Raw genomic sequence first — 23587 nt, 5'->3', positions numbered from 1 at the left:
AGTTACTGAAGAAAATCTTCGGCCTTTTTTTATATTCTGTCCCCCCTTTTTCAGCCCTTTCTATTTCCTTGAAATGATGAGATAATTTATTTAATATGTTTTTATAATGACTGCCACCATTTGTTCATTCAGACAGGACAAAAACCAATGATAAAAAATACTTTTTTTCGGCGTGCCGGACTTTTAGGGATGATCGTATCCCTGTTTTTTATAACACATGTGTATGCTGTTACGACAGGTCAGATGATAACGGCCTTGAAAAGCCTGTATCAGGAAGCGGTCACCTTTTCCCAAAAGGTGGAAAACTATCCTGCAGACAGCAAGGAAAAGGTAACCATTACCCGCATTCTGAACATATTAAAACAGGATGCAAGAAAAATCAGGATCCTGGCCGATACGGAATCGTCTGCTCAAACGCAGGCAGAGTATAAAAAAATGGTTGAGCAATGGAAAAAAATCCGGTCCTTTCTTCAGGATATGGAAAAGGATTTGAAAAAAGCGGAAACCGCCCCACCCAAGACACCGGAGGATATTTTACGGGAAATTGAAGCATATCGCCGGAGAATTGAATCCCTTGAAGCCCGCCTGGATAAAATGCCGGTCCCTGTGGACCGCATGAGTGAAAGACAGAGGGTTGAAAAAGCGGTGAAGGAGGGGGACTGGGAAACAGTCAGGACGCGCCTGGATAAAGCTCTTTTGCATTATCCGGATGATCCGGAACTCCACTATTATCTCACGTTGTATATGGAAGCGCGAAAAAATTATCCTGCTGCAAGGGACGCAATCCTGGAAGCCCTGCGATTGGGCCCCGGCAATATCCGTTACTGGTCTAAAGCCGGAGATATTTACCGGCAGCTTGGCTTACATGAGCAGGCTTTCGGAGCCTATGCCGAAATGCTCCTTTTGGATCCCCGGAATGTACCTGCCAGACTGAACCTGGCTGCATTGCTGATGGAAACAGGGAGGACAGATAGTGCTCAAGCCCTGTATGAAGAAGTGATTCATTTGAATCCCTCCCATCCTGATGCTTATGAGGGATTGGGGCGCATCGCCCGGCAACGGGGCAACGATGAAACGGCGAAGACCTATTATCAAAAAGCCATTACCTGCAACAGTCATTCGCCTAAACTCTATTTAAGCCTCGGGCAAATTTATATGGATCAGAAGCAGTATACCTATGCTATTCGCCAACTTGAAGAGGTGATCCGCCTGGATCCGGATCAGACAGAAGCCCGGTTCCTCCTGGGGAAAGCCTACTGGCACACGTATGACTTTGCCAGGGCATCTGTGTACTGGTCACAGGTGTACCGCCGGAATAACAGGGCTTACAATATTTCCTTCTGGCTTCCGGCCGCATACTATGTTCAGGCTGAAATCCTGAAAAACAAGGACCTTTTCCGGGAATCTACCCGGGCTTTCCGGAATGCTTTGGATATCAACCCCGATTCATATCACTGGATGAGCTGGGGAAATTACTGGCTTGGTAAATATTATCTGTCCCAAAACAAGCCCTTATTGGCAGAAACCTATTATATAAATGCGCTGGAAACCAATCCCAATCTCTTTGAAGCCCTGATTGCCATGGGCATCCTGAAATGGGAACAATCCCGGCCCGGTGAGGCCCAAAAATACTGGCAACAGGCACTTAAAATTGATCCCGACAATCAGGAAGCCCTGGCCTGGTTGAAAATGACCCAAAATAATCCCTGATTTACAAAAGGATAAAATGTCTATGGAATTGTCTATTTCCCAGTTGAAAGGACTGATGAATATTTTTACGGAACTTGAACCGGAAGAGATTCTCCGGAAAAGTGTGGAACAAATTTCACGGATGCTGAATGCCAAAGGATGTACGATTTTTCTGTATAATGAAGGGACCGATTGTATTGAATTGGCAGAAACCACAAGCCAGCAAGTTCACGATGCAGGAACAGTCCGGTATAGCCGGGGTGAAGGACTCACGGGATGGGTTTTTAAATTTCAGAGACCGCTTTTGATTCAGGATTTTGACCGGAAATCTGTAGATGATTTGAAAAAAGAACATGGTAAAGAGATAAACTGGATCAATAAATTTTCTGATGGTGACCGCCGTATTGCCAAATCGTACCTGGCCGTGCCCATTGTGTCCAAAAGCGGCCGTTTTTATGGTGTGATCCGGGCATCCAGCAATGAGTATAACTTTGACGAAACCCATCAGGACCTTTTGATTCACATTGCAGGATATATCAGTATTGCCCTGGAAAACAGTTATCATTACTTGCAGGAACGGAAAAAAGCCGATTATTTTAAGCTGCTGATGGAATTCGGAACACGTTTGCATACCCACTATAATCAGACGGATCTCCTGAATTTTGTGGCTGAAGCCGCTACACGAACCTTTTCGGCCGAAACCAGTGAAATCTATCTTTTAAAGGAAAAAACCGGGGATGTCCTCGTTTTAAGAGCAGGTCACGGAATACCGAAAGATCTGATCAACAAAGCAGAACACAAAATCGGCGAAGGGTTAACGGGGACACTGGTGGAGGAAAACCGTATAATCCGCCTGAACAATGTCCTTACATTTCCCAGGTACAAAGGAAAATACCGTTCACAGATGAAGCGAAACCTGAAACATGGTGACCGCCTGGCGTTTCTGGGGAGTCCCATTGCCATGAAAAGTGATGTCATCGGATGTATTAAACTCTATAATAAAATTGCCAAATATCCCGGTGATGAAACCATTTTCTCGGAAGATGATGAAAAGTATATTGCCGTCCTTGCAGATATGCTGGCGGTTGCCATCGAAAACCTGCAGTACCTGGAAAGCATGAAAACATCTGCCATTCAAATGTTTAAAACACAGCGGCTTACGGCCCTTGGAACCATGGCAATTCGCCTGCCCAATGAGGTTATCAATCCACTGACGACAGCCCAGCTCAACGTGCTCAACCTGAAACGGATGATTGAACGAAAAAAGGCACTGGAGCCGGAAGACTTTTTGAAACGACTGGGTGTGATTGAAGAAAAACTCACAGAAGTTGCCGGCGGGATCAAGGTCCTTCAGGAGTTCTCAACAAAAGCCGGTTTTTTAAAAGTCCGGAAAACCTGGAGTGATATTATTGACGAAAGCCTGCTCTTTCTGAGCGATGAGATTATCCGGAAGAAAATCACGGTTTACAGGGACCGTCAGGCCGAAAGGGCGATACCAAAGGTTATAGTAGAGCCGAATGAAATGATGGAAGTGGTGATCAACCTTCTCCTTATTGCCATTTCTCAATTGCAGCATTATAACGGCTTTATTCGTATTGAAGTGACGTATGATGATGATTCTCACATGATAAAGACACACATTATCTCGGAAGATAATGTATCCATGCAGGCTTTTGGATCGGCAATATCCATGTTGCCGGACGGCAGTGAAGTTGTAACACCTCAGCAATTTATGTTTACCGTAGCTAAAGAAATTGTTCACAATAATTATCAGGGAATAATAAATTTGAAGCCTGAAAAAAACGGGGTTTCAATTACCATCTGTATCCCTGCCGGAGGTGAAAATGTTTGACTGTGATCTGTTGATTGTTGATGACAGCCTGGCCTTTTGTGAAAGTATTGTTGACCTGTTGGAAGACGAAAACTGGAATGTTGAATATATTTTGGACGGGGCAGACGCCATCCGGAGACTGGAAAGTTTTGAATGCAGGGTTGTACTTCTTGACCTGAAAATGCCCGGCATGAGCGGAATTGAAGTCCTCAATGAATTGAACAAACGGTCTTTGATAAACCGGAACTATATCATTGTTCTGACAGGTGAAATTACCATAGAAAATGCCGTGGATTCCCTTCAATACGGGGCCCGGGATTTTATCCAGAAACCGGCTGTTGTGGAATTCCCGGATGAGTTTATCAAGCGGATCAAACGGGGATTTGAATGGCAGAAGGAACGGTTGTTAAATGAAGAACTCCGGAAAGAACGGCAGAAAGCCATTGAAGAGTCCCAGCTGATTGTCAAAAGTGTGGGCCACGATATGTCCGGATCTTACTATGGATCGCTTATGCTTCGGCTTCAAACGCTCCGGCGGAAAATTAACCAGCTTCAGGAAATAAGCGGCACCCGGATTAACGGACTTGTCAATCCTGAAACAGGCGAAGTAAAGGCAGAACAGCTGATTGAGGAAGTGGCTAAAATGCACGAGTTGGTCAATGAGAGCGATGAGCGTATTTCAGGCATCATTGACCTGATGAAATTCTTTAAGGAACTGGGTGAAAAACTGAAACACCTTGGCAATGCCATCTCTATTGATAAAACCCATGAGAAAAAGGTGGATCTGACTCAAATTATTAAATCCGCCATTCAAGTTTTTGCCGAATCCAAGGTCCATGAGAATCCCGAAGTGACGGTTCAGGAGGATTTTGCCGATGAACCGTTGTATATTTCTGCCTCGGAAGAGGATTTGTTACGTGTCTTTCTCAATCTGGTTGAAAATGCCTACAAGGCCATGGAAGGCAAGGGGACTCTCACGCTCAGGACCCGCAGGAAAGGGGATCAGGCAATTGCCGAAGTGGAAGATACGGGTTGCGGTATTCCTGAAGATGTGATCGATAAAATCTGGCGGCCCGATTATACCCGATGGAAATCCACTACCGGCACCGGTTTGGGGCTGTTGATTTGCCGGAAAGCCGTTGAGAATTCAGGAGGAACCATTTCGGTGAAAAGTAAGGAAAATGTGGGAACAACTTTCACATTATCCTTTAAGAATATTGAATCATAGGAGACTAAAATGCAAAAGACAATATTACTGGTTGATGACAAAAAACTCCTCAGGGATACCCTGATTGATTATCTGGGGAATGACCGCTTTCGTTTTCTGGAGGCGGAAACGGGGGAAATTGCCATTGACATTTTCCGTGAGAAATCAGACGAAGTGGACGTAGTACTTCTGGATGAAAACCTGCCTGGAATTAACGGTATTAAAACCCTTCGCCTTATGAAACGGATCAATGATAAAGTTCCGGTAATTGCTCTCACCGGCGAACTGACTATAGACATCCGGAAATCATTTATTGATGCCGGTGCTTATGATGTCCAGGCGAAATCCGCCATTTATGAAAAACTCATTCCGTCTCTGGAAGCGGCCCTCGAAGGGAAAGAACCCAGTGCCAGTGGCGGTGAATCGGATATTGATTTTGAAAAAATGGCGGAAGCTTTGAAAAATGACGGTCGGTGGGAAGAATCAGCCATGTATTTGAGAGAAGCCGGGATGGAACAGAAAGCCTTGGGGAATCTGGAAAAAGCCGCTGATTATTTTGAAGAATCCATCACGCGCTATAAACGAGCCGGACGGACAACAAAAGCCAAGGAAGTTGAAAAACTTTTGGATGAAATCGGCTGAATTCATTTTTGACAGAATTTTTGACCGCCAGGTGAAGAATCGGGTGAATATATGATGTCTATCTTTAGTGGGCCTGTGCAAATCATTGTTTACGTGAGCTTTTTGATTTTGTATATTTCCCGGCTGAACAGGAAGAATGATGCTCGAACAACTGCGTGAAAATCTGGACGGTGTTCTGAAGAAACTCCGAGGTCAGGGAACGATCACGGAATCCAATATTCAGAATGCTATGCGGGAAGTCCGCCGGACACTTTTGGAGGCGGATGTCAATTTTACCGTTGCACGTGATTTTATCCGTGCTGTTACTGAAAAAGCCCTGGGTGTCCGGGTATTGAAGAGCATCACTCCGGGACAGCAGATTATCAAGATCATTCATGAAGAACTGACCCGTATTTTAGGTGAAGAGAATGTCCCTTTGAATCTGGGAGGACTTCCCCCTGCCGTGCTGATGCTTGTGGGATTGCAGGGATCAGGGAAAACTACTCTGGCAGCCAAACTGGGGTTACACCTTAAATCCTCGGGCAAACGGCCTTTACTTGTGGCTGCTGATGTGTACAGGCCGGCGGCAATTGACCAGCTTGTGAAGCTGGGCCTTGATACGGATATTCCCGTCTATGCCGAAAAGGGGGTCAATCCCCTGACCATTTGCCGGAATGCCATGGATAAAGCCCGTCAGGACAATACCAATGTGGTGATTGTGGATACGGCGGGCCGCTTGCATATTGATGAAAAGATGATGGATGAACTGCGATCTCTCGAGCACTTCCTTCATCCCCGGGAAATCCTCTTTGTGGCAGACGGGATGATCGGCCAGGATGCGGTGAATGCCGCCCGTGAATTTAATGAACAACTCTCTGTGACAGGACTGGTCCTTACGAAAATGGATGGAGATACCAGGGGTGGTGCTGCCCTCTCTATCAAATCCGTGACAGGAAAACCGGTGAAATACATTTCTTCCGGTGAAAAACCGGGAGATCTGGAACCTTTTTATCCGGACCGCTTTGCTGACCGGATCCTGGGAAAAGGAGATATTGTTTCTCTGGTGGAAAAAGCCCAGGGAGCCGTGGATGAAAAAGAAGCGGAAAAACTGGAGCAAAAACTCCGTAAAAACCAGTTTACTCTCACCGATTTTCAGAAACAGCTGAAAATGTTGAAAAAAATGGGATCGTTGGGATCCTTGGTGGAGATGATCCCCGGTTTCAGCCGCTTAAAAAACGTCCAAGTTGATGAAAATCATTTCATTAGAACGGAAGCTATCTTAAATTCTATGACGTTCCAAGAACGGGAAATGCCGCAGGTGATCAATGCCAGTCGCCGGAAACGCATTGCCCGGGGTAGTGGAACGCAGGTATCGGATGTGAATCGTTTGTTGAATCAGTTCGAACAAATGAAGAAGATGATGAAGAAAATGAATAAGATGAAATTACCCGGAAAGGGCTTTAACATGCCCCGGGGACAGTTTTAAGGAGGAAAAATTTGGCAACTCGAATTCGTCTCACACGTATGGGTAGACGGAACCGTCCGTATTTTCGGATCGTTGTTGCAGATTCCAGAAGCCGTCGTGATGGCCGTTTTATCGAACAGGTAGGGACTTATGACCCGCTGAAACATGAAAACCGCGTCAATATCAAAGAGGACCGGATCATGCATTGGTTGGAACAGGGTGCCCAGCCTTCAGATACAGTCAAAAACCTTTTATCGAAACTCGGTATCATGCTGAAATGGCACTTGCGGAACTGCAAATCAGAAGACGTGAAGAAAGTGGAAATCCAGAAATGGGAGATGGCCCAAAAGGCCAAGGCAGAAGGGAAAACAAAAGAATCCAAGGAAAAGAAAGAACCCAAAGCCGCACCCGTAAAGGAAGAAACTGAAACAGAAGCTCCGGTTGAAAAAGAAACAGCAGAAGAAACGGTGTCCGAAAATGTCAAGACACTGACAGAGGAATCTGTTGCTGAAAAGATGACCGGGGAAAATACAGAAGAAAAAGAAGAGAAGACTGAAGCCCCTGCTGAAGAGGAAAAGGCTGAGGAGAAGGTTGCAGAAGAAGCCGCTTCTGAAAAAGCAGAGGATAATAAATCAGGACAACAGGCTGATGCAGATAATGCAGAAGAAGCTGAAACGGAAACAGAAAAAACTGAATCGTGAATGAATCCTTAAGAGCGAGGTAGACAATGAAAGAGTTCGTTGAATTCATCGCAAAGCATCTTGTTGATCACCCTGAGGATGTAAAGGTCAGTCAAATTGACAGCGAGAATAACATCATTTTCGAGCTGTCTGTCAACTCTGCGGATCTTGGTAAGGTAATTGGAAAAAACGGACGTACAGCCCAGGCACTGAGAACTCTCCTGACTGCAGTCTCCGCCAAAGCCGGACATCGCAGGGCAACGCTCGATATTATCGATCGTTAATCTTCGACTGCCAGATGATGTGAAAAATGTCCTTCAAAAAAATCGGTACCATTCTTAAACCGTTTGGACTTGAAGGCAGGCTTCTAATACGACTCGAGAATGTCGATACAGAATTTTTGTGTTCTTTGAAAAATGTATACTGGGGACATGGTTCCACAGTGGAAGAGGTAAGTGAAATCAGCAGCCTTTCAATCCGCCCACAAAAGATTATTCTTGGATTAAAACAGGTGACGAACAGGCACGAGGCTGATAAATTAAGGAAGGCAACTCTTTTTGTCCCTTCTGAGATGATTCCTGAAATTGAGGATCCGAATACGGGTTACACACGGTATGTTGGGTATGAAATCCGGGATCTGCAGGGGAATTTTTTGGGGGAAATTTTAAGAGTCGAATCCTGGCCGGCCCAGGATATGCTCATTGTTCAAAAAGGAGAAAAGGAAATAATGGTTCCCCTGACAGATGATTTTCTTGTTGATATCCTTGAAGATAAACAGGAATTCATTATGGATTTACCGGAAGGACTCCTGGATGAAGATTGATGTTCTGACAACCTTTCCCGAAATGCTGGTCCCGGTGATTGAAAGCAGTATTGCCCGGATTGCCTCTGAAAAGGGGATTGTATCCATTCGGCCCCGGGATATCCGGCCTTTCTCTGAAAACAAGCACGGGAAAACCGATGATTACCCTTTTGGTGGTGGAGAAGGGATGGTGATGACACCCCAGCCCCTCTTTTCTGCGATCCGCCACTGCCTGGATGAAGAAAAACCCCGAAAGCCGCGGATTATTTTTCCCACACCTGATGGTGTACTTTTCACTCAGGAGCTGGCTGAAGACCTTGCCAAAGAGCCTTATCTGCTCATGATTTGCGGTCACTATAAAGGGATTGATCAACGGGTCAGAGATGCATGGGTCACCGATGAAATCAGTATTGGGGATTACGTCGTTACAGGGGGCGAAATCGCGTCGCTGGTGATTATTGATGCTGTGATCCGCCTAATTCCCGGGGTCATTGGTACCCTGGATTCAGCCTTGAGCGATTCCTTTTCCCATCCCCTTCTGGATTGTCCCTGGTATACCAGACCTGAAATTTTTGAAGATTTGAAGGTCCCGGATGTGCTCCTGAGCGGCCACCATGCCAATATTGAAAAGTGGCGTCAGGAACAACGCATAAAAAAGACGAAGGAAAGACGACCGGACCTTTATGATAAATGGCTCAATGAACAAAAAAAGATTGAAAGTAAAGGGAGTGTGTGATGGATAAATTATATACCAGCGTTTCTCATCAGATGCGCGATGATATTCCGATGTTTAAGGCCGGTGATACACTGGTGGTGGATGTAAAAGTACGGGAAGGAGAAAAAGAGAGAATTCAGCAGTTTAAAGGAATCTGCATTGCCCGTAAAGGAACAGGTATCAATGCAACATTCACTGTGCGGAAGATTTCCAACGGGATCGGTGTGGAGCGGATCTTTCCGGTACATTCACCCAATATTGCCAAAATCGAGCGGGTTTCTGTGGGACGTGTCCGTAAGGCGAAATTGTACTATATCCGGAAGCTGAAGGGACGCAAGGCAACCCGGATTAAAGAAGTTCGCTGATCCCTTTCTCGAAATAGATCAAAAAAGCTGTCCGCTGACCGGAGAGCTTTTTTTTTACCCGCTGTTTTCCGGTGATTCTCATGATTCTTCATGTCTGAATCGTTGTTTCATCTCATGAAGCTTTATAAATTGATACATGAAATCTGCTTTTCGGGCCATGTGTCTGATTTTGTGTCTTTTTGCATGCCTGCCGGCTCTTCCCCGGGATAGAATCAACGGCTGGATCCACCGGGGAAATGGGGATGTTTTTCCCGGAGAATTGGCTTATTCCGGAAACCGGATTATCTCTGTCCGACGCATTCAAGTTGATCACATTGATACAACTCTCCATATCACACCGGTGATGATAGATTTGAATTTTTTTTCCTTCAACGATAGTAATTATGTGGATTCGATTATGATCCAACGGGGGGTGGGACTCTACCTTTCGAAAGCTTCTCCTTATATTTTGCTGAAAACAGTCCGGAACCTGCAAAAGCCCGATACTCTCGGAATGCTTGTGTCTGTCCCCGAAACGGAGGGAAGTATCCATGCCTTGTATCAACGGATTTATGATTATCTGTCCGCAGCTCCGGAGGATTCTTGCCGTTTGCCGTTACTCTTCCAAACCCGGAATGGCAGGAAGATCTGGTGGCATGAGATTCCCGGAATGTGGATACCGGAATTTCAGACGTTGGTTCGGAATTCAGATTGGGAAGGCGTGTGGGTGGTTCGGGAAAACAGCCTGCAGTCCGACATGATTTTCGAAAATACACGCATGATCCTCGGATATGAAGACCTCAAAACCTATGAGAAGGGAAAGTCGGCAGAATCAGATTGGTTTGAAACCCTGGGAAATACGGGCATCCGGTTTCCTGCGTGCTGGTTTTACGGCATGTCCGATTCCCTTTTAAAGGCGAACCGGCTTTCACGGGAGGTTTTTCTCCAGCTTGCCTCGGTCCTGCCAGCCGAATTTCTGGGGATTGACAAACGTTTCGGTCTTTTAGTTCCCGGTTATTCCGCTTCCTTTGCCGTTTTTAAAGAGGCCAAAGGTTTGTGTGAACACCTTGTAATTGAAGGAGTCTATGTTCGGTAAACCTGTCTGTACAATTTTACTGGTTTTTATACTGGCGGGCTTTGTCCCGGCTGCCGAAAACGACACCCTGTATATCCGTTGCGGCCATGTTTACAGGGGAGCAGGACAATGGAGCAATCCGGGTGATATGTGGGCTGTAACTTCGGGAAAAACATTCCCCATGCCTTCGTATGAAAAAAAATCCGGATATCTGGATATGAACCATTTCTGGATGATTCCCGCCCTGAATAATTTCTGGGTTCCCAGGACTTTGGACAGCTCGTACAGCCAGTATCCCTATGTGCAAACCGGATTACCGGGCCGGATAATCCGGAAGATTTACCAGGATATGCTGAAAGAAGGCATCATATCCTTTGTCCTCTATCCTGACGGTGCAGGTATACGTTCAGGGGATGTGTTGGAATTGGTCTTCCCGGGAACTTTCTCTCTGAAGGGACTTATGATTTTTCAGGAGAATATAACGGATTCGCTTCACAAAACAGGTGTGGAATCCATGGAATATTCCTGTTCGGCCCGGGAAAAAGAAAGGCTGTATCAGTGGAAAAACCATGAATTCCCCCTTTTTTCCATGAAAAAGGATTCAACAGGTCAACAATACCTGGTGGCCATGTATTTCCATGAATATGATACAGATACAGTTTGCATTCCTATGATCAGAGCTCTTCAGGAAGTGGAGCTGCTTGATCCGAATGATTCGTTGCTAATGACTTACAAGGATACGGATCATTTATTCATGTCCCTGCACCAACTGAAACCTTCAGCCGGCATCCGCTTACTGGATCATGTAAGCGGCTGTAAACCGGGTGAACCATATCCTCCCCACATTCTCTTTCTCAGTGAAAATCCCTTAAAAAAGCCGGCTCACATAAAATTCATGATGATAAACGGAAAATTTTCAGCCAATAAATAAAGGACGCCCTATGCGCTTTCTTCGCCTTTACCTGATTTTACTTTTAGTGATTCTTGGCGGATGTGCTTATTTTAATACATTTTACAATGCTAAAACGTATTTTTCCGAAGCCACGCGACAAATGGAGGAGGATCTGAAGAAAAACGGCAAGATATCCCGATCAACCTATACAACTTTTGAAAATGCATCGCTAAAAGCGCAAAAGGTGATAGAAAGATTTCCGGATTCAGATTATGTTGATGATGCCATGTACATCGCCGGGGTATCCAACTACCATCTTCAGAAATATACGATTGCACGGACCATGTTCTCGCGGCTGACGATAGAATTTCCTTCAAGTCCCTATTATGCTGAATCCCATTTGTGGATTGCCCGATGTTACTATGAACTGGGCGAAAAGGATATTGCCTTTCGAATGCTTGAAGAATTCATTGCCGATCCGAAAAATAAAGCCTTTTTTGGTGAAGCCATGTCACTTGCAGGATATCTGGCATTGGAAGGAGGTGAAGATAAAAAAGCCTTTGATTATTTTAACCAGGCTGTGGAAATGTCTCATGATGTCGAGTCAAAAAGCAATTTACTCTATGAGCTGTCTCAAATATACATTGACCGCTCCTTGCTGGAAAAGGCATCGGCCGTATTACACGAAATTGAGGAGATTTCTGTTGATCCTTTATTGTTGACACGGGTTCAACTCCAGTATGCCAAAATTTACCGGATACAGGAGATGTATGAAGAAAGTGAAGAATTGATAAAAGAGATGCTGGCGAATGAAGAAAATAAAGCGGTTTTTCCCGACCTGGAGCTGGAACTGGCCCGGGTTTATACACAGCAGGATAAAATTGATCAGGCTGTTCAGCGCTACAAAACCCTGATCGAAAACTATCCCCATACCCCTCAGGCAGCAAAAGCATCGTACCAGTTGGGAGAAATTTATCTAAACAGGCTGGGAGATTATGAAAGTGCCCGGAATGCCTTTATTGCAGTCCGGCAACATAACCGAAACTCTCTTGAAGCGACTCTTGCCCAGGGAAAGATTAATCAGATCGGTCAGTTTATCTCTCTGAACAATCAAATACGGAATCTGGAGGAAGAATATCCCACGCTGATGAATCCAGAGATTGAACAGGATACTTCCCTGACAGACAAAGTGATCAATGATTATGTAAAAAATAAATTTCGGCAAGCTGAGTTTCTGGCTTTCAATTTCCAGAGTCCCGATTCAGCCCTTGGGATTTATCAGAATTTGACAACCCGTTTCAAAGAAAACCCCTTTATTCCCCAGATTTTAAACACCTGGAGTTATCTGTTAAAAGAAACGGGAGATACACTTCGGGCGGAGATGTTGAAGAACCGTCTGATTCGGGAATATCCCTATTCACCTTTCAGTCTTCAGTATCTTGGACGGGAACATCCTGATTCTCTGAAGCGAAAAAAAAACCAGTCCATGATTTTCGACATCGAGAAAACCTACTTTAACCAGGACCGCCACCAGGAGGGAATAAAAGCATTCAAGGCACTTTTGGATACAGTATCGCTGGATTCCATAAGCCAGGCGCAGGTTATGTACCGGATTGCCATGGAATATGATCGGACATTTTCAGATCTGGATAGTGCCATATATTATTATCAGAAGGTAAAGAGTTTATATGGTTCATCAAAATATGCCGGTGCCGCCGAAAAACGCATGAATGAATTAAATCAGATTATTGAAAAGCTTATGGAAACATCGGCCAATGATACGCTTGATACCACGATGGAAGCGGATACGACTCAATTGCCTGAGCTGGTTATGGATGAGATGGCACAGGATAGCATAAAGAGGGAAGAGACAAATGAATCGACTCATGAATAGAGCTCTTATCTTTTTTCTTTTTATTGTTTATATCGCAGGGTGCAGTTCAGCGCCCAGGTATGGCAATCAGGCTGTTCCGGGGAACCCCAAAAAAACCGTACAGACCCGGCCATCCCGGCAGATTCCTGTGGATAAAAATCCGGAACTCAGTTATCAACGGAGCTGGATCGGACTCAGTTCCTGGTATGGAGAGGATTTTCACGGGAAAATGACGGCAAATGGGGAAATTTTTGATATGTATGCCCTTACGGCAGCTCATAAAACACTGCCTTTGGGGACCCGGATCCGTGTGACGAATCTTGAAAACAACCGGTCTGTAGTTGTTACAATAAATGACCGTGGCCCGTATGTAGAAGGACGGATTCTGGATTTGTCTTACGGGGCGGCAAAAGCCCTGGGCTTTGAAAATAGGGGGACGGCTAAAGTACATATCCAGGTTATTTCTTTTGGGGATAACAAATATCGGAAATAGAGAATCCGTTTTCTGTTTTTTAATCTTCTTTATTCAGGATTTCCAACATTTCATTGTGTATTAGACCGTTGGTTGCCAAAAGACTTGGAATATAGGGAGAATAGTCTTGTCCGCTTACGGTGGTCACCCGTCCCCCGGCTTTCACAACCAAATAGGCTCCGGCGGCGCAGTCCCAGGGTTTTAAAGTAAATTCCCAGTAACCGTCCGAACGGCCGGCGGCGATATAAGCCAAATCCAATGCAGCGGCTCCCGTTCTTCGAACGCCATGACTCCGTTCGTAAACCCGGCGGTGAAGTACAAAATTTTTGTAAAATATATCGTTATGTTCGTAAGGGAATCCGGTTACCAAAAGACTGTCCTGAACTCTTTGAGTACGGGTTACGGTCACGGGTTTATCGTTTAATAAGGTTCCCTTTGTTTCCGGATCGCTGTAAAACAACTCTTTCCTGTATGGGTCATAGATGGCGGCAGCCAGTATTTTGTCTTCTTTTTCGACGGCAATGGATATACAAAAATAGGGGAAACCGTGTAAAAAATTGGTGGTCCCGTCGATAGGATCAATGATCCACCTGATTTCCGATGAGTTTTCCAGGGGATCGCTTTCTTCCGCCAGAATTTTATGGTCCGGAAATTCGTTTATGATTTTTTCTTTCAGGAATTGCTCACACCGGAAATCGATTTCGGTGACAGGATCCGTTTTGCTTTTCATTTCTACAGCGTATTGTTCTTCCATGCCTTTCATTACCAGGGATCCTGCCGCCACGATCCATTCCCGGGCTTTCCGGCCGAACAATTGTGCTTCAGACATTTTTTACTCCAATTTTTTTAATATACCAATTCTCTTTTTGGGGATGGGGTTTAAAATGCATTTTCCTTAAAAAGCGGATATGCTGTTTTTCCATACCGGGTGTTATAAAAAACTCTTTCCCCTCGAGATTCAGGGACTCGCAGCCTTTCCTGAAAAAATACCGGGCATTTTGCATGTCCCTGAATTCCGGATGGGCGAAGTCCAGAATGATTTCGGCTTCGGGCCCTTTTGTTTTACGAAGAATCACAATACTGGCAGGTAATACATCCCGCATAATGATGACAGATTCGTACTTTTCTTCTTCCCGGATGGCAAAATCAGGGAAAATCCGTTTGATATCCTCTTGGAAAAAGTTCAGATAGTACTCAAGATACCAGGAATTTTTCACATCTACTTTCTGTGCTTTAAATACGATATCCCGCCTGCTGAGTGAAATCAGTTCCCGGATGTTGATTAAGACAATAAACCCATTCAATACAGCCACCGGCCAGGCGCCGATAAGAGCTCCGTATAAGGAAAATAAAGCAGATCCGATCAGATTGTAGATGCGGAGGCGCCGAATCTGACGCATCATCAGAGAAATGGCAACAATCAAGGTGGCTGCATAACCAATGAATTCGTAGAGAGAAACGTTCATGAAAACCTCACAATATAAAGTGTATCTGGAGAAATCCGTTTTGATTGTAAACTTTTTTCTGTCCGGTTTGCCGGATTGCTTCCAGGGTATATTTAAACTGCACATTCCTGTGGAACTGACATCCCCCGGTGATTCCCTTACGATAGACATAATGGATCAGAGACCACTGTTCATCGAATCCTTTCTGGTAAAACCACCGTTTTGAAAAGACGGGTCCGCCGAATATTTTAATCGACTTCTTTCGGTACGTCATCAGGTATTCCTGGTTGACCTGTATCCGGTCAGAGCTTTTATCCTGAACCAAACGGTTCCAATCCAGCGTACCGTCATCTTCAAAACGCCCGCTGAGTCGGAGGGATATTCCCCAGTTTGACGATAAGAAATAATCCACATTTTGATCAATATAAAGAGATCGAAAAATCCGGCTGCTCACATTTACAAAAGCGGAATCTTCAAAATCGTATACAAAATAATTGGAACTCAGGCTTTGAGTTGAAGACCAGTTCAACCGGGCTGGAATAGCCAGATTCAAATGGGACCGGAGAGAATAGACCCGGTTCCAGTGATTTTGACCTGAACGCCCCGCATGAAGATAAATCAGGTGATGCAAATATATTTGACCGGACAGGTTCCAGCGGATATAGGGGGATAGACGAATACTCAGTTGGGGATTTACAACATAGCTGAGTTCATCCCGGTCGTCGGTGTTGTTGCTGTCCGGCGTGTCAAAATGCAGCAAAGAAACCTGATACCGCAGCAAGAGGCTGTCGGTTGTGTTGATATTATATGACGCCTGTGTATTGATGGTTTTCCGGGCGTATTTATAATCAGCGGGGACTCTGATCTCCTCGCGGTTGGCCGAGGATTGATCCTGATTTTGGTCAATGGTGAATTCCCCTCTCAAATTCAAAGCCCCATGTCTTTTCATGACTGCAAATTGATTGTGAAACTGGTAGCTGTCCCGCTTTCGGGTTGCAGAGCTGTCGGACAGGTAGAAATCCAGTTTATCCGTCGTGGAGGAAAAACGGACATGATATAAAAACCTGATCTTCCAGGGGAAAATATAAGAGAGCTTGTCCTGAACCTGCCGCGTGCTTGTGGTCCGTATCTCAGTTAGGGACAAATCGGAAGGATTGATGAAGTATTCCCTGCGGGTTTCCTTAAAATGAAGGTTCAGATTGTTAAAAATATCTTCGATAAAAGCTGTTCTAAACTGAAGGGAGTTGTCCGTGGTGTAATTTGCGCGGTGAGGTGTTTTATCATATTGAAATCGCAGGGCGGGTGTGAGCATTCGTTTGCGGTTCTCGTCGAGGAGTTCCAGGGTGGAAAACCATCCCACATCCTGAATTCCCCGGCGTTTTTCCCGAAAAAGACCGGCATTCCCGAACAGAGAAAGATTTTTACGGAATAATCCGGACATTCCGATACGGCTGTTGGTATAGTCGTTTTCTGAGCTGTGTTGCTCGTCGGACAACCGATATCCCCGGAAGGATGGGCCTACAAAAAAGAGGGGATTTTTTTTATAGAGGAAACGGGTTTCCAGTGCATTTTCCTGTTTTATTCGGGTGGGATTGCCGGGCTTTTTATAAACATTGCTGCTGTTTTGGTAATTGGCTCTGATGAGAAAATGGGGAGTGTTCATACTTAAATGGGAAAAGGCATTGAGTGTATAATAGTGATTGAGTTGATACAGACGGACAGATGTGGTATCAGCTGCCGGACTCTGTCGGGGCAGAGCAAAAAGGCATACGATGAGTAGGCACCATGTAGAGAGGATTTTCATATTCAAATATACCTGTCGACAGTGGATGAGAGAATGGGATTATGGCTTGTCCTGGGGTTTTTCCGGTTTTTTTTCGATCACCCGGTAGATAATTTCCCCTTTTTCGGACATGCGGTATTTTTCCCGGGCAATTTTCTCAAGATACTGTAAATCGTTTTCAAGGCGGTCCCGCTCCCGGGCCTTTTCCCGTTCCAGGGCTCTCAGGTATTCCTGTTCCTGGCGGGCGGACTTTTCTTGTCGAAGTGTTTTGTAATAGGCATAAAAGCCGTAATCTCCCAGAATTAGGGAGACTACGGCTATGATTAGGAGCAGCACCAGCAACTTAATCACAAGTTGTGGCGTCAGTTTTTGTTGCGTCCTGCGAACCATTTAAGGACGGATAGCTTTGATTCCCGGAAAAATGGCCTGGTCTTCGAGCTCATCTTCGATGCGCAGCAGTTGATTGTATTTGGCAATCCGGTCAGACCGGGAAGCGGAGCCGGTTTTAATCTGTCCAACACCCGTTGCTACGGCCAGGTCAGCAATAAAAGTATCCTCAGTTTCACCGGAGCGGTGACTGATGACATTGTTGAATCCATGCAATTTTGCCAGTTCAATGGTTTCCAGAGTTTCCGTAACCGTTCCGATCTGATTTAGCTTGATCAGAATGGCATTGGCACTCATTTCCTGAATACCCCGCTGCAGGCGGACCGGATTGGTGACAAAAAGGTCATCCCCTACAAGCTGAACCTTTTTACCAAGACGTTCAGTCATCAGTTTCCAGCCATCCCAGTCATTTTCATCCAGTCCATCCTCAAGGGATATGATGGGATATTTGTTAAGCCAGCTTTCATACAGGTCTATCATCTGGGCCGCTGTAAGTTTCTTGTTTTCGGAAGCCAGGTGATATAAACCGTCTTCTTTGTGATAAAATTCACTGGCGGCGGCATCCAGCGCGATGAAAAGTTCTTCACCCAATTTGTAATCCGTCCGTTTGCAGGCTTCCACAATCACCTGAAGGGCTTCTTCGTTGGATTTCAGGTTGGGTGCAAAGCCGCCTTCATCTCCAACAGCGGTGTTCAATCCTTTTTCCTTTAATACTTTTTTAAGGTTATGAAAAACTTCTACACCCATACGGAGAGCATCGGAAAAATTGGATGCTCCGGCAGGATAAATCATGAATTCCTGCAAATCTACATTATTATCCGCGTGAGATCCACCGTTCAGAATATTCATCATGGGAGCCGGTAAACGCCGGGCATTGGCTCCGCCCAGATACATATATAACGGAACACCCAGATAATCCGCTGCAGAACGGGCAACGGCCATGGAAACACCTAAGATGGCGTTGGCTCCAAGACTTTCCTTGTTGGGAGTGCCGTCCAGCTCAAGCATGATGTTGTCAATATACGCCTGATCCATGGCATCCTCGCCAACTAGGCGGGGAGCAATAATATCATTAACATTCTGAACCGCTTTTAAAACACCTTTTCCCATAAAACGGGAACCGCCGTCGCGGAGCTCAATCGCTTCGTGTTCGCCGGTAGATGCCCCGGACGGGACTGCAGCACGGCCAAAAGCACCACTTTCCAGTAAAACTTCCACTTCAACAGTGGGATTTCCCCGCGAATCCAGAATTTCCCGGGCATAAACATCAACAATTGTAGACATAATGATTCTCCTTTTTTTCATTGTAAAAGTTACAGTTTTTCTAATACATTGTCAATAAATATAACAATTATAATTTATCGAACGTCAGAACCCTTTTTCTTTTCTTTTTCAGTAAACAAACGGCGGAATATTTGAGTCAGCGCTTGTCAGATTTCTTTTTTGCTGAAGTACCAGTCGGTGATTTCATAGTTTTCCGTCATCCGTTTATCAGCATCTTTTTGTGTTTTGGGTGGCGAAACAATCACTTTTTCCCCGGGCTTCCAGTTTTCCGGTGTGGCCACGCCATATTTGTCGGATGTTTGAAGGGCTTTAAGAATTCTGATGAATTCATCAATGTTCCGTCCGTTGGAGAGGGGATAGTAGATCATGGCCCGGAGTTTCTGTTCCGGATCGATAAAGAAAACAGCGCGTACGGCCTGAGTATCTGATGCATCCGGCTGAATCATGCCGTATTTTTTAGCCACGTCCATTTTCAGATCTTCAATGATGGGGAAAGGAATTTTCACGCCGAAATTCTGTTCGATATTCCGGACCCAGGCAATATGGGAAAAAATACTGTCGATACTGAGTCCGATCACCTGCGTGTTCAGTTTGACAAACTCATCGTGTTTCTTGGCAAAGGCAAGGAACTCGGTAGTACACACGGGTGTGAAATCTGCCGGATGAGAAAAGAGAACGACCCACTTACCTTTGAAATCCGACAGGCTCAGCGTTCCGTGTGTTGTCACTGCCGTAAACTGTGGGGCAAGTTTGTTTAGCTGAGGAAATCCTACGACTTCTTCCTGTTTGATTTCATCATTCATGATATCCCTTTCATTTTATATCACATTGTTTATTTTGAAAATATGATTGACAGAATGTAAAGGGATTACAGATCTCCGGTGCTCTTGAGATACTTATAGAATTTACTCTTAGTGGAAAGTATCACGGTTGTTGAGCTGTCGATGGTGTTCTGATATGTTTCCATGGTTTTCATGAACTCATAGAACTTACGGCTTTCAGATGATTGGTTATAAGCCAGGTTGTAAATGGCCGTCGCTTCGGCATCAGCTTTCCCTTTTATTTCCTGAGCCTTACGATAGGCTTCGGAACGGATCCTGAGAAGTTCCCGTTCTCTCTCTCCTTGAATGCGGGATGCTTCCCCCTGACCTTCACTCCGGTAGCGATCCGCAATCCGTTTCCGTTCGGATATCATTCGTTCGAAGACCTTTTCCTGAACCTCCTGGACGTAGTTGATCCGCTTGAATTCAAAGTCCAGAATTTCAATACCCAGATCCTCGCACCGCTTTTGAGCATTTTTCAGGATCATATCTCCGATTTTTTCCCGGCCGACCTCAATCTCTTCCAGAACTATAATTTCGTCCAGAGCTGTTGAATCAATCATAGATTCCCGGTTGCTTTTCCGGACGATTTCAATCAGATTGTGGGAAGCCACGGCATTTCGTGTTTCACCGTCAATAATATCGTCCAGACGGGAGTGGGCACCTTGCTCGTTATACAAACGCTGGTAAAATTTCAGGGGATCGGTGATGTGCCAACGGGCATAGGTATCCACCCAGATAAACCGTTTGTCTTTTGTGGGAATTTGGTTTGGACGACCATCCCATTCCAGATACCGTTTATCAAAATAGTGCAGTACATCCAAAATGGGGACTTTAAAATGAATACCCGGAGCGGTAATAGCTTCACCGATAGGTTTACCAAAACGGGTTTTTATCACCTGCTCGGTTTCATTCACGATAAAAATGGATGAATACAAGCCCACCCCGATGATGATCAATAATATGAGAAAAAGTAACTTTTTCATGGTTTTATCTCCTGTTGTTCTGCTTATTTGTCAAGGTTCAGCAGGGGTAATATTCCGGAGACATCCTCATCGATGACGTATTTTTTGCCCAGTTGGGGCAGGATTTCGTTCATCGTTTCCAGATAGATGCGTTGACGGGTCACGTCAGGTGCTTTCCGGTACTCCTCAAATACGGCATTAAACATGGCAACATGTCCCTTTGCCGAATTCACGCGGTTTAAGGCATACCCTTCGGCTTCCTGGATTGTTTGCTGTGCCTGTCCTTTTGCTTTCGGGATAACCCGGTTATATTCTGATTTGGCCTGATTAATAAGCTTTTCCCGGTCCTGTTGCGCCTCGTTAACCTCATTGAAGGAGGATCTCACCGGTTCCGGAGGCATGACATTCTGTAAAACCACCTGGTCAATCCGGAAACCGGTTTCGTAACTGTTTGCCATTTTTTGAAGTTCTACTTTCACGGTGCTGGCCACTTCCGCCCGGCCGATGGTCAGGATTTCAGCGACGGTCCGGTTTCCGATAACTTCCCGCATCGTGGCTTCAGTCATGTCCCTCAGGGCGCTCCGGGCATTCCGAATCCTGAAAAGGTATTTGTAAGGATCATCGATCCGGTACTGGACTGTCCATTCCACAACCGCCACATTCAAATCTCCGGTGAGCATTACACTTTCATCTTCATAATTCCGGGTGTCATAGGTTGACCGCACACCCGGAGAAAGGGTCCGGAAACCAAATTCCTCTTTCAACTGGCGCTGGACAGGCACTTTGAAAACCTGTTCCACACCGAAGGGGATTTTAAAATGCAGCCCCGGATTGACTGTACGGCTGAATTTTCCAAGACGAAGGATAACCCCCACTTCTTCAGCACCCACTGTAAACCAGGATGTGAAAAGCAGCAGAAGAACAATCACAAGAATCACAAAACTCTTTATCATTCTTGGATTGATCTTTAGTTGATCCGTAAAAGAACGGAGTACATCATTCTGACTCATGACTCTTTCTCCTGTTATTTTCTTGTTTCATAACATGGTAATGTATGAGAAGATCTGCTATAAATCTACTATTCTATCACATAGGGAGCTTTTATCCGAATTATTTACCATGGGAGAAGGAAAGAAATTTTTCATTCAGATTTCCGGGTATTATATTTGGGATATGAACGGACAAACCGAATCGCTTTTTCAGCAGCAGGAAGAGACATCCCGTGTGGATATACTGGCTAAAACTCCGGACGGATTTCAGCTTGAACTGGTCCGCCAGCTTAACGACAAGGATGCCCGGGCCATTATTAACCTGTCCGCCCTCCAGGAGGAGGATCCGGACAAAAACGCCCGGTTTAATGCCACATCCGTCCGGAAATATTTCCATTATCCCAAAACATTCCCTGTTCTGGCCCGTCATGAAGGCATGCCGGTTGCTTATATTGTCGGCATCGCCCTGGAATCTCTCAATAAAGAAAGCTGGGTAAAATGTGATACACACTGGGGTATGGGCGATACGGTGTACATCCATTCATTTTTTATTCATCCCAAATATGTACGGCAAAATTATTCCAGGGTTTTGATCCGCCTGTTTTCAAACTGGCTTGCAGGAAACGGATTTCGTTATATCAGCGGTCATGAAAAAGAGGATAATCTGGAATTTCTTTTTCCATCCTGTGAGAAAATTAAACGCTTCGGTAACTGGCAGAATCAGGGTGTGGATTTTTGGTACTACCGGAAAAAAATCCGTTAGTTTATATACGGTTCGTTTTTTCAGTCAGCTTTTTTAATCTGTTGATCCGCTTCTCATCAAAAAGGGCCATATCCGTTCGCCATTTCCAGTTTCCCTCTGTTGTTCCGGGAAAGTTCATCCGGGCTTTTTCGTCCAGTTCCAGAATATCCTGAAGGGGAGAAATCATCCATACCGCCCTGGATTCCATACCGTATCGGATCATGTTCCAGGGGACATCGTCGGGATCGCAATGCAATCGCTGAAGGCAGCGTTCTTTCTCTTCCGGTGATGCATCATGGCGGAACCACCCCAGGGTCGTATTGTTATCATGGGTTCCGGAATACACAATGCAAAGATCTGTATCGAAATTTTCCGGTAAAAAGGGGTTATTATCACTGTCAAAAGCAAACTGGAGGATTTTCATGCCGGGGAATTCAAAATCATCCCGGAGTTTTCGTACTTCCTCGGTGATTACACCCAGGTCTTCGGCGATGATGGGCAGGGTTCCCAAATGTTCCCGAAGATAATGAAAAAACTCATGGCCGGCACTGTGAACCCAGTTTCCTTTTTGGGCTGTGGCTGCACCGGCATCGATTTCCCATACGCTTTCAAATCCCCTGAAATGATCCAGGCGGATATAATCCACGCACTCCAGCAAGTGCTCCAGGCGGTGAATCCACCAGGTATATCCCGTCTCTTTCAGCCGGTCCCAACGGTAATGGGGATTCCCCCAAAGCTGACCTGTACTGCTGAAGAGGTCGGGAGGAACTCCTGCAACCACATACGGCCGGCCGTTGTCGTCCAGTTTGAACAAATCGGGATGGCTCCACACATCGGCCGAGTTGTGTGAGATAAAGATGGGGATATCGCCGATAATCCGGATATGGCGGGCATGGGCATACTCTTTTAACTGATTCCACTGCCGGTTAAAAAGAAATTGTTCAAACATGTGTTGCCGAATCGCTTCCCGGTGCTCCCGGTCCAGATTTTCAAGGGCTTCGGCATGCCGCCATTTATATTTATCGGGAAAGGATGTCCAATCTTTGCTCTGATACACATCCTTCAAGACATTAAACCGGGCATAATCGATAAGCCAGTAGTGATTTTTATCAATAAACTCGGCAAAGGCAGAAAGCGTGCTGTCGTAACTCCGGGCATGAAGCCGGGCCTCCCGGAGTAATAATTTCTTTTTTTCAACGAGGGGTTTGTCTGTGGACATAAGCTCACGATAACGATCCTCCGGTAAAAGTCTCTCTTCCAAAAGACGTTCAGGATTAATGAACAATGGGTTCCCTGCAAATGCGGAAATGCTGGCGTATGGAGATCCGGTAGCATCAGGGATGGAGAGAGGTAATATTTGCCAGAGGGTTTGCCGTGCCTGATGCAGTTTGTCTATAAATTGAAAAGCCTCTTTTCCAAAATCACCAGTATCCCATGGACCCGGCAGTGATGTGATATGCATGAGAACACCGCTGGATCGGGTAAAAACGCTGTTCAATTAAAAC

General features: G+C 45.3%; 24 protein-coding genes. 15 read left to right on the top strand and 9 right to left on the bottom strand.

From position 1 onward, the window contains the following. Positions 1 to 147 precede the first annotated feature (147 nt). The 14 genes from J7K63_07250 to J7K63_07185 all read left to right on the top strand — a co-directional run bounded on the left by J7K63_07250 (position 148) and on the right by J7K63_07185 (position 13687). The gene (locus J7K63_07250; protein MCD6234815.1) at positions 148 to 1710 is read left to right on the top strand and encodes a tetratricopeptide repeat protein; all 1563 of its coding nucleotides are present in this window, start codon (positions 148 to 150) and stop codon (positions 1708 to 1710) included. A gap of 22 nt (positions 1711 to 1732) precedes the next feature. After that, positions 1733 to 3541, top strand: coding sequence for a GAF domain-containing protein (locus J7K63_07245; GenBank protein ID MCD6234814.1), 1809 nt, complete (start codon positions 1733 to 1735; stop codon positions 3539 to 3541). Continuing rightward, entirely contained in the window at positions 3534 to 4748 is a 1215-nt protein-coding gene (locus tag J7K63_07240; protein ID MCD6234813.1) for a response regulator, read from the top strand. The genes J7K63_07245 and J7K63_07240 overlap by 8 nt, the downstream gene beginning before the upstream one ends. 9 nt (positions 4749 to 4757) lie before the next feature. Next, positions 4758 to 5369 carry a response regulator gene (locus J7K63_07235; GenBank protein ID MCD6234812.1) on the top strand — a complete coding sequence of 204 codons (612 nt, stop codon included), beginning with the start codon at positions 4758 to 4760 and terminating at the stop codon, positions 5367 to 5369. Between the two features lie 136 nt (positions 5370 to 5505). Next, entirely contained in the window at positions 5506 to 6834 is a 1329-nt protein-coding gene (gene ffh / locus J7K63_07230) for a signal recognition particle protein (GenBank protein MCD6234811.1), read from the top strand. Positions 6835 to 6845: 11 nt separating this feature from the next. After that, on the top strand, positions 6846 to 7514 hold the full coding sequence (rpsP, locus tag J7K63_07225; protein MCD6234810.1) for a 30S ribosomal protein S16: 669 nt from the start codon (positions 6846 to 6848) through the stop codon (positions 7512 to 7514). Between the two features lie 26 nt (positions 7515 to 7540). After that, entirely contained in the window at positions 7541 to 7777 is a 237-nt protein-coding gene (locus J7K63_07220) for a KH domain-containing protein (GenBank protein MCD6234809.1), read from the top strand. A 26-nt stretch (positions 7778 to 7803) separates the two neighbouring features. Continuing rightward, a complete protein-coding gene (rimM, locus tag J7K63_07215) occupies positions 7804 to 8316 on the top strand; it encodes a 16S rRNA processing protein RimM (GenBank protein MCD6234808.1) in 513 nt (170 codons plus the stop codon). Next, positions 8306 to 9031 (top strand): tRNA (guanosine(37)-N1)-methyltransferase TrmD, encoded by a 726-nt coding sequence (gene trmD / locus J7K63_07210; protein MCD6234807.1) that lies wholly within the window; start codon positions 8306 to 8308, stop codon positions 9029 to 9031. The genes rimM and trmD overlap by 11 nt, the downstream gene beginning before the upstream one ends. Next, positions 9031 to 9375 (top strand): 50S ribosomal protein L19, encoded by a 345-nt coding sequence (rplS, locus tag J7K63_07205; protein MCD6234806.1) that lies wholly within the window; start codon positions 9031 to 9033, stop codon positions 9373 to 9375. Before trmD ends, rplS begins: the two co-directional genes overlap by 1 nt. A 136-nt stretch (positions 9376 to 9511) precedes the next feature. Further along, on the top strand, positions 9512 to 10450 hold the full coding sequence (locus J7K63_07200; protein MCD6234805.1) for a hypothetical protein: 939 nt from the start codon (positions 9512 to 9514) through the stop codon (positions 10448 to 10450). Next, complete coding sequence (locus J7K63_07195; GenBank protein ID MCD6234804.1) at positions 10440 to 11360, top strand: hypothetical protein; 921 nt, start codon at positions 10440 to 10442, stop codon at positions 11358 to 11360. The genes J7K63_07200 and J7K63_07195 overlap by 11 nt, the downstream gene beginning before the upstream one ends. Before the next feature lie 10 nt (positions 11361 to 11370). After that, complete coding sequence (locus tag J7K63_07190) at positions 11371 to 13215, top strand: tetratricopeptide repeat protein (protein MCD6234803.1); 1845 nt, start codon at positions 11371 to 11373, stop codon at positions 13213 to 13215. Next, on the top strand, positions 13208 to 13687 hold the full coding sequence (locus J7K63_07185) for a septal ring lytic transglycosylase RlpA family protein (protein ID MCD6234802.1): 480 nt from the start codon (positions 13208 to 13210) through the stop codon (positions 13685 to 13687). The genes J7K63_07190 and J7K63_07185 overlap by 8 nt, the downstream gene beginning before the upstream one ends. Before the next feature lie 19 nt (positions 13688 to 13706). On the opposite strand, the gene J7K63_07180 is transcribed toward J7K63_07185, so the two are convergent. The 8 genes from J7K63_07180 to hflK form a co-directional block, all read right to left on the bottom strand. Then, positions 13707 to 14495 (bottom strand): inositol monophosphatase, encoded by a 789-nt coding sequence (locus J7K63_07180; GenBank protein ID MCD6234801.1) that lies wholly within the window; start codon positions 14493 to 14495, stop codon positions 13707 to 13709. Beyond that, a complete protein-coding gene (locus J7K63_07175) occupies positions 14488 to 15132 on the bottom strand; it encodes a YgjV family protein (GenBank protein ID MCD6234800.1) in 645 nt (214 codons plus the stop codon). Before J7K63_07175 ends, J7K63_07180 begins: the two co-directional genes overlap by 8 nt. 7 nt (positions 15133 to 15139) lie before the next feature. Next, the gene (locus J7K63_07170; GenBank protein ID MCD6234799.1) at positions 15140 to 16915 is read right to left on the bottom strand and encodes a hypothetical protein; all 1776 of its coding nucleotides are present in this window, start codon (positions 16913 to 16915) and stop codon (positions 15140 to 15142) included. Between the two features lie 39 nt (positions 16916 to 16954). After that, complete coding sequence (locus tag J7K63_07165) at positions 16955 to 17245, bottom strand: septum formation initiator family protein (GenBank protein ID MCD6234798.1); 291 nt, start codon at positions 17243 to 17245, stop codon at positions 16955 to 16957. A gap of 39 nt (positions 17246 to 17284) precedes the next feature. Then, the gene (gene eno / locus J7K63_07160; GenBank protein MCD6234797.1) at positions 17285 to 18565 is read right to left on the bottom strand and encodes a phosphopyruvate hydratase; all 1281 of its coding nucleotides are present in this window, start codon (positions 18563 to 18565) and stop codon (positions 17285 to 17287) included. 146 nt (positions 18566 to 18711) lie between these two features. Beyond that, positions 18712 to 19368, bottom strand: coding sequence for a peroxiredoxin (locus J7K63_07155; GenBank protein ID MCD6234796.1), 657 nt, complete (start codon positions 19366 to 19368; stop codon positions 18712 to 18714). A gap of 65 nt (positions 19369 to 19433) precedes the next feature. Beyond that, on the bottom strand, positions 19434 to 20372 hold the full coding sequence (gene hflC, locus J7K63_07150) for a protease modulator HflC (GenBank protein ID MCD6234795.1): 939 nt from the start codon (positions 20370 to 20372) through the stop codon (positions 19434 to 19436). 23 nt (positions 20373 to 20395) lie between these two features. Next, positions 20396 to 21361, bottom strand: a complete 966-nt coding sequence (gene hflK / locus J7K63_07145; GenBank protein MCD6234794.1) for an FtsH protease activity modulator HflK — start codon at positions 21359 to 21361, stop codon at positions 20396 to 20398. 163 nt (positions 21362 to 21524) lie between these two features. On the opposite strand from hflK, the gene J7K63_07140 reads away from it, so the two are divergent. Beyond that, a complete protein-coding gene (locus J7K63_07140) occupies positions 21525 to 22103 on the top strand; it encodes a GNAT family N-acetyltransferase (GenBank protein MCD6234793.1) in 579 nt (192 codons plus the stop codon). Position 22104: 1 nt separating this feature from the next. Here the strand turns inward: J7K63_07140 and malQ are convergent, their stop codons facing one another. Next, complete coding sequence (gene malQ / locus J7K63_07135) at positions 22105 to 23580, bottom strand: 4-alpha-glucanotransferase (GenBank protein ID MCD6234792.1); 1476 nt, start codon at positions 23578 to 23580, stop codon at positions 22105 to 22107. Positions 23581 to 23587: the final 7 nt, after the last annotated feature.

The sequence above is a fragment of the Candidatus Neomarinimicrobiota bacterium genome, from assembly GCA_021157965.1.
Lineage (GTDB): Bacteria > Fidelibacterota > Fidelibacteria > Fidelibacterales > Fidelibacteraceae > Fidelibacter.
The sequence above is the reverse complement of the archived record's forward strand: the minus strand, read 5'-3'. Positions and strand labels throughout refer to the sequence as shown.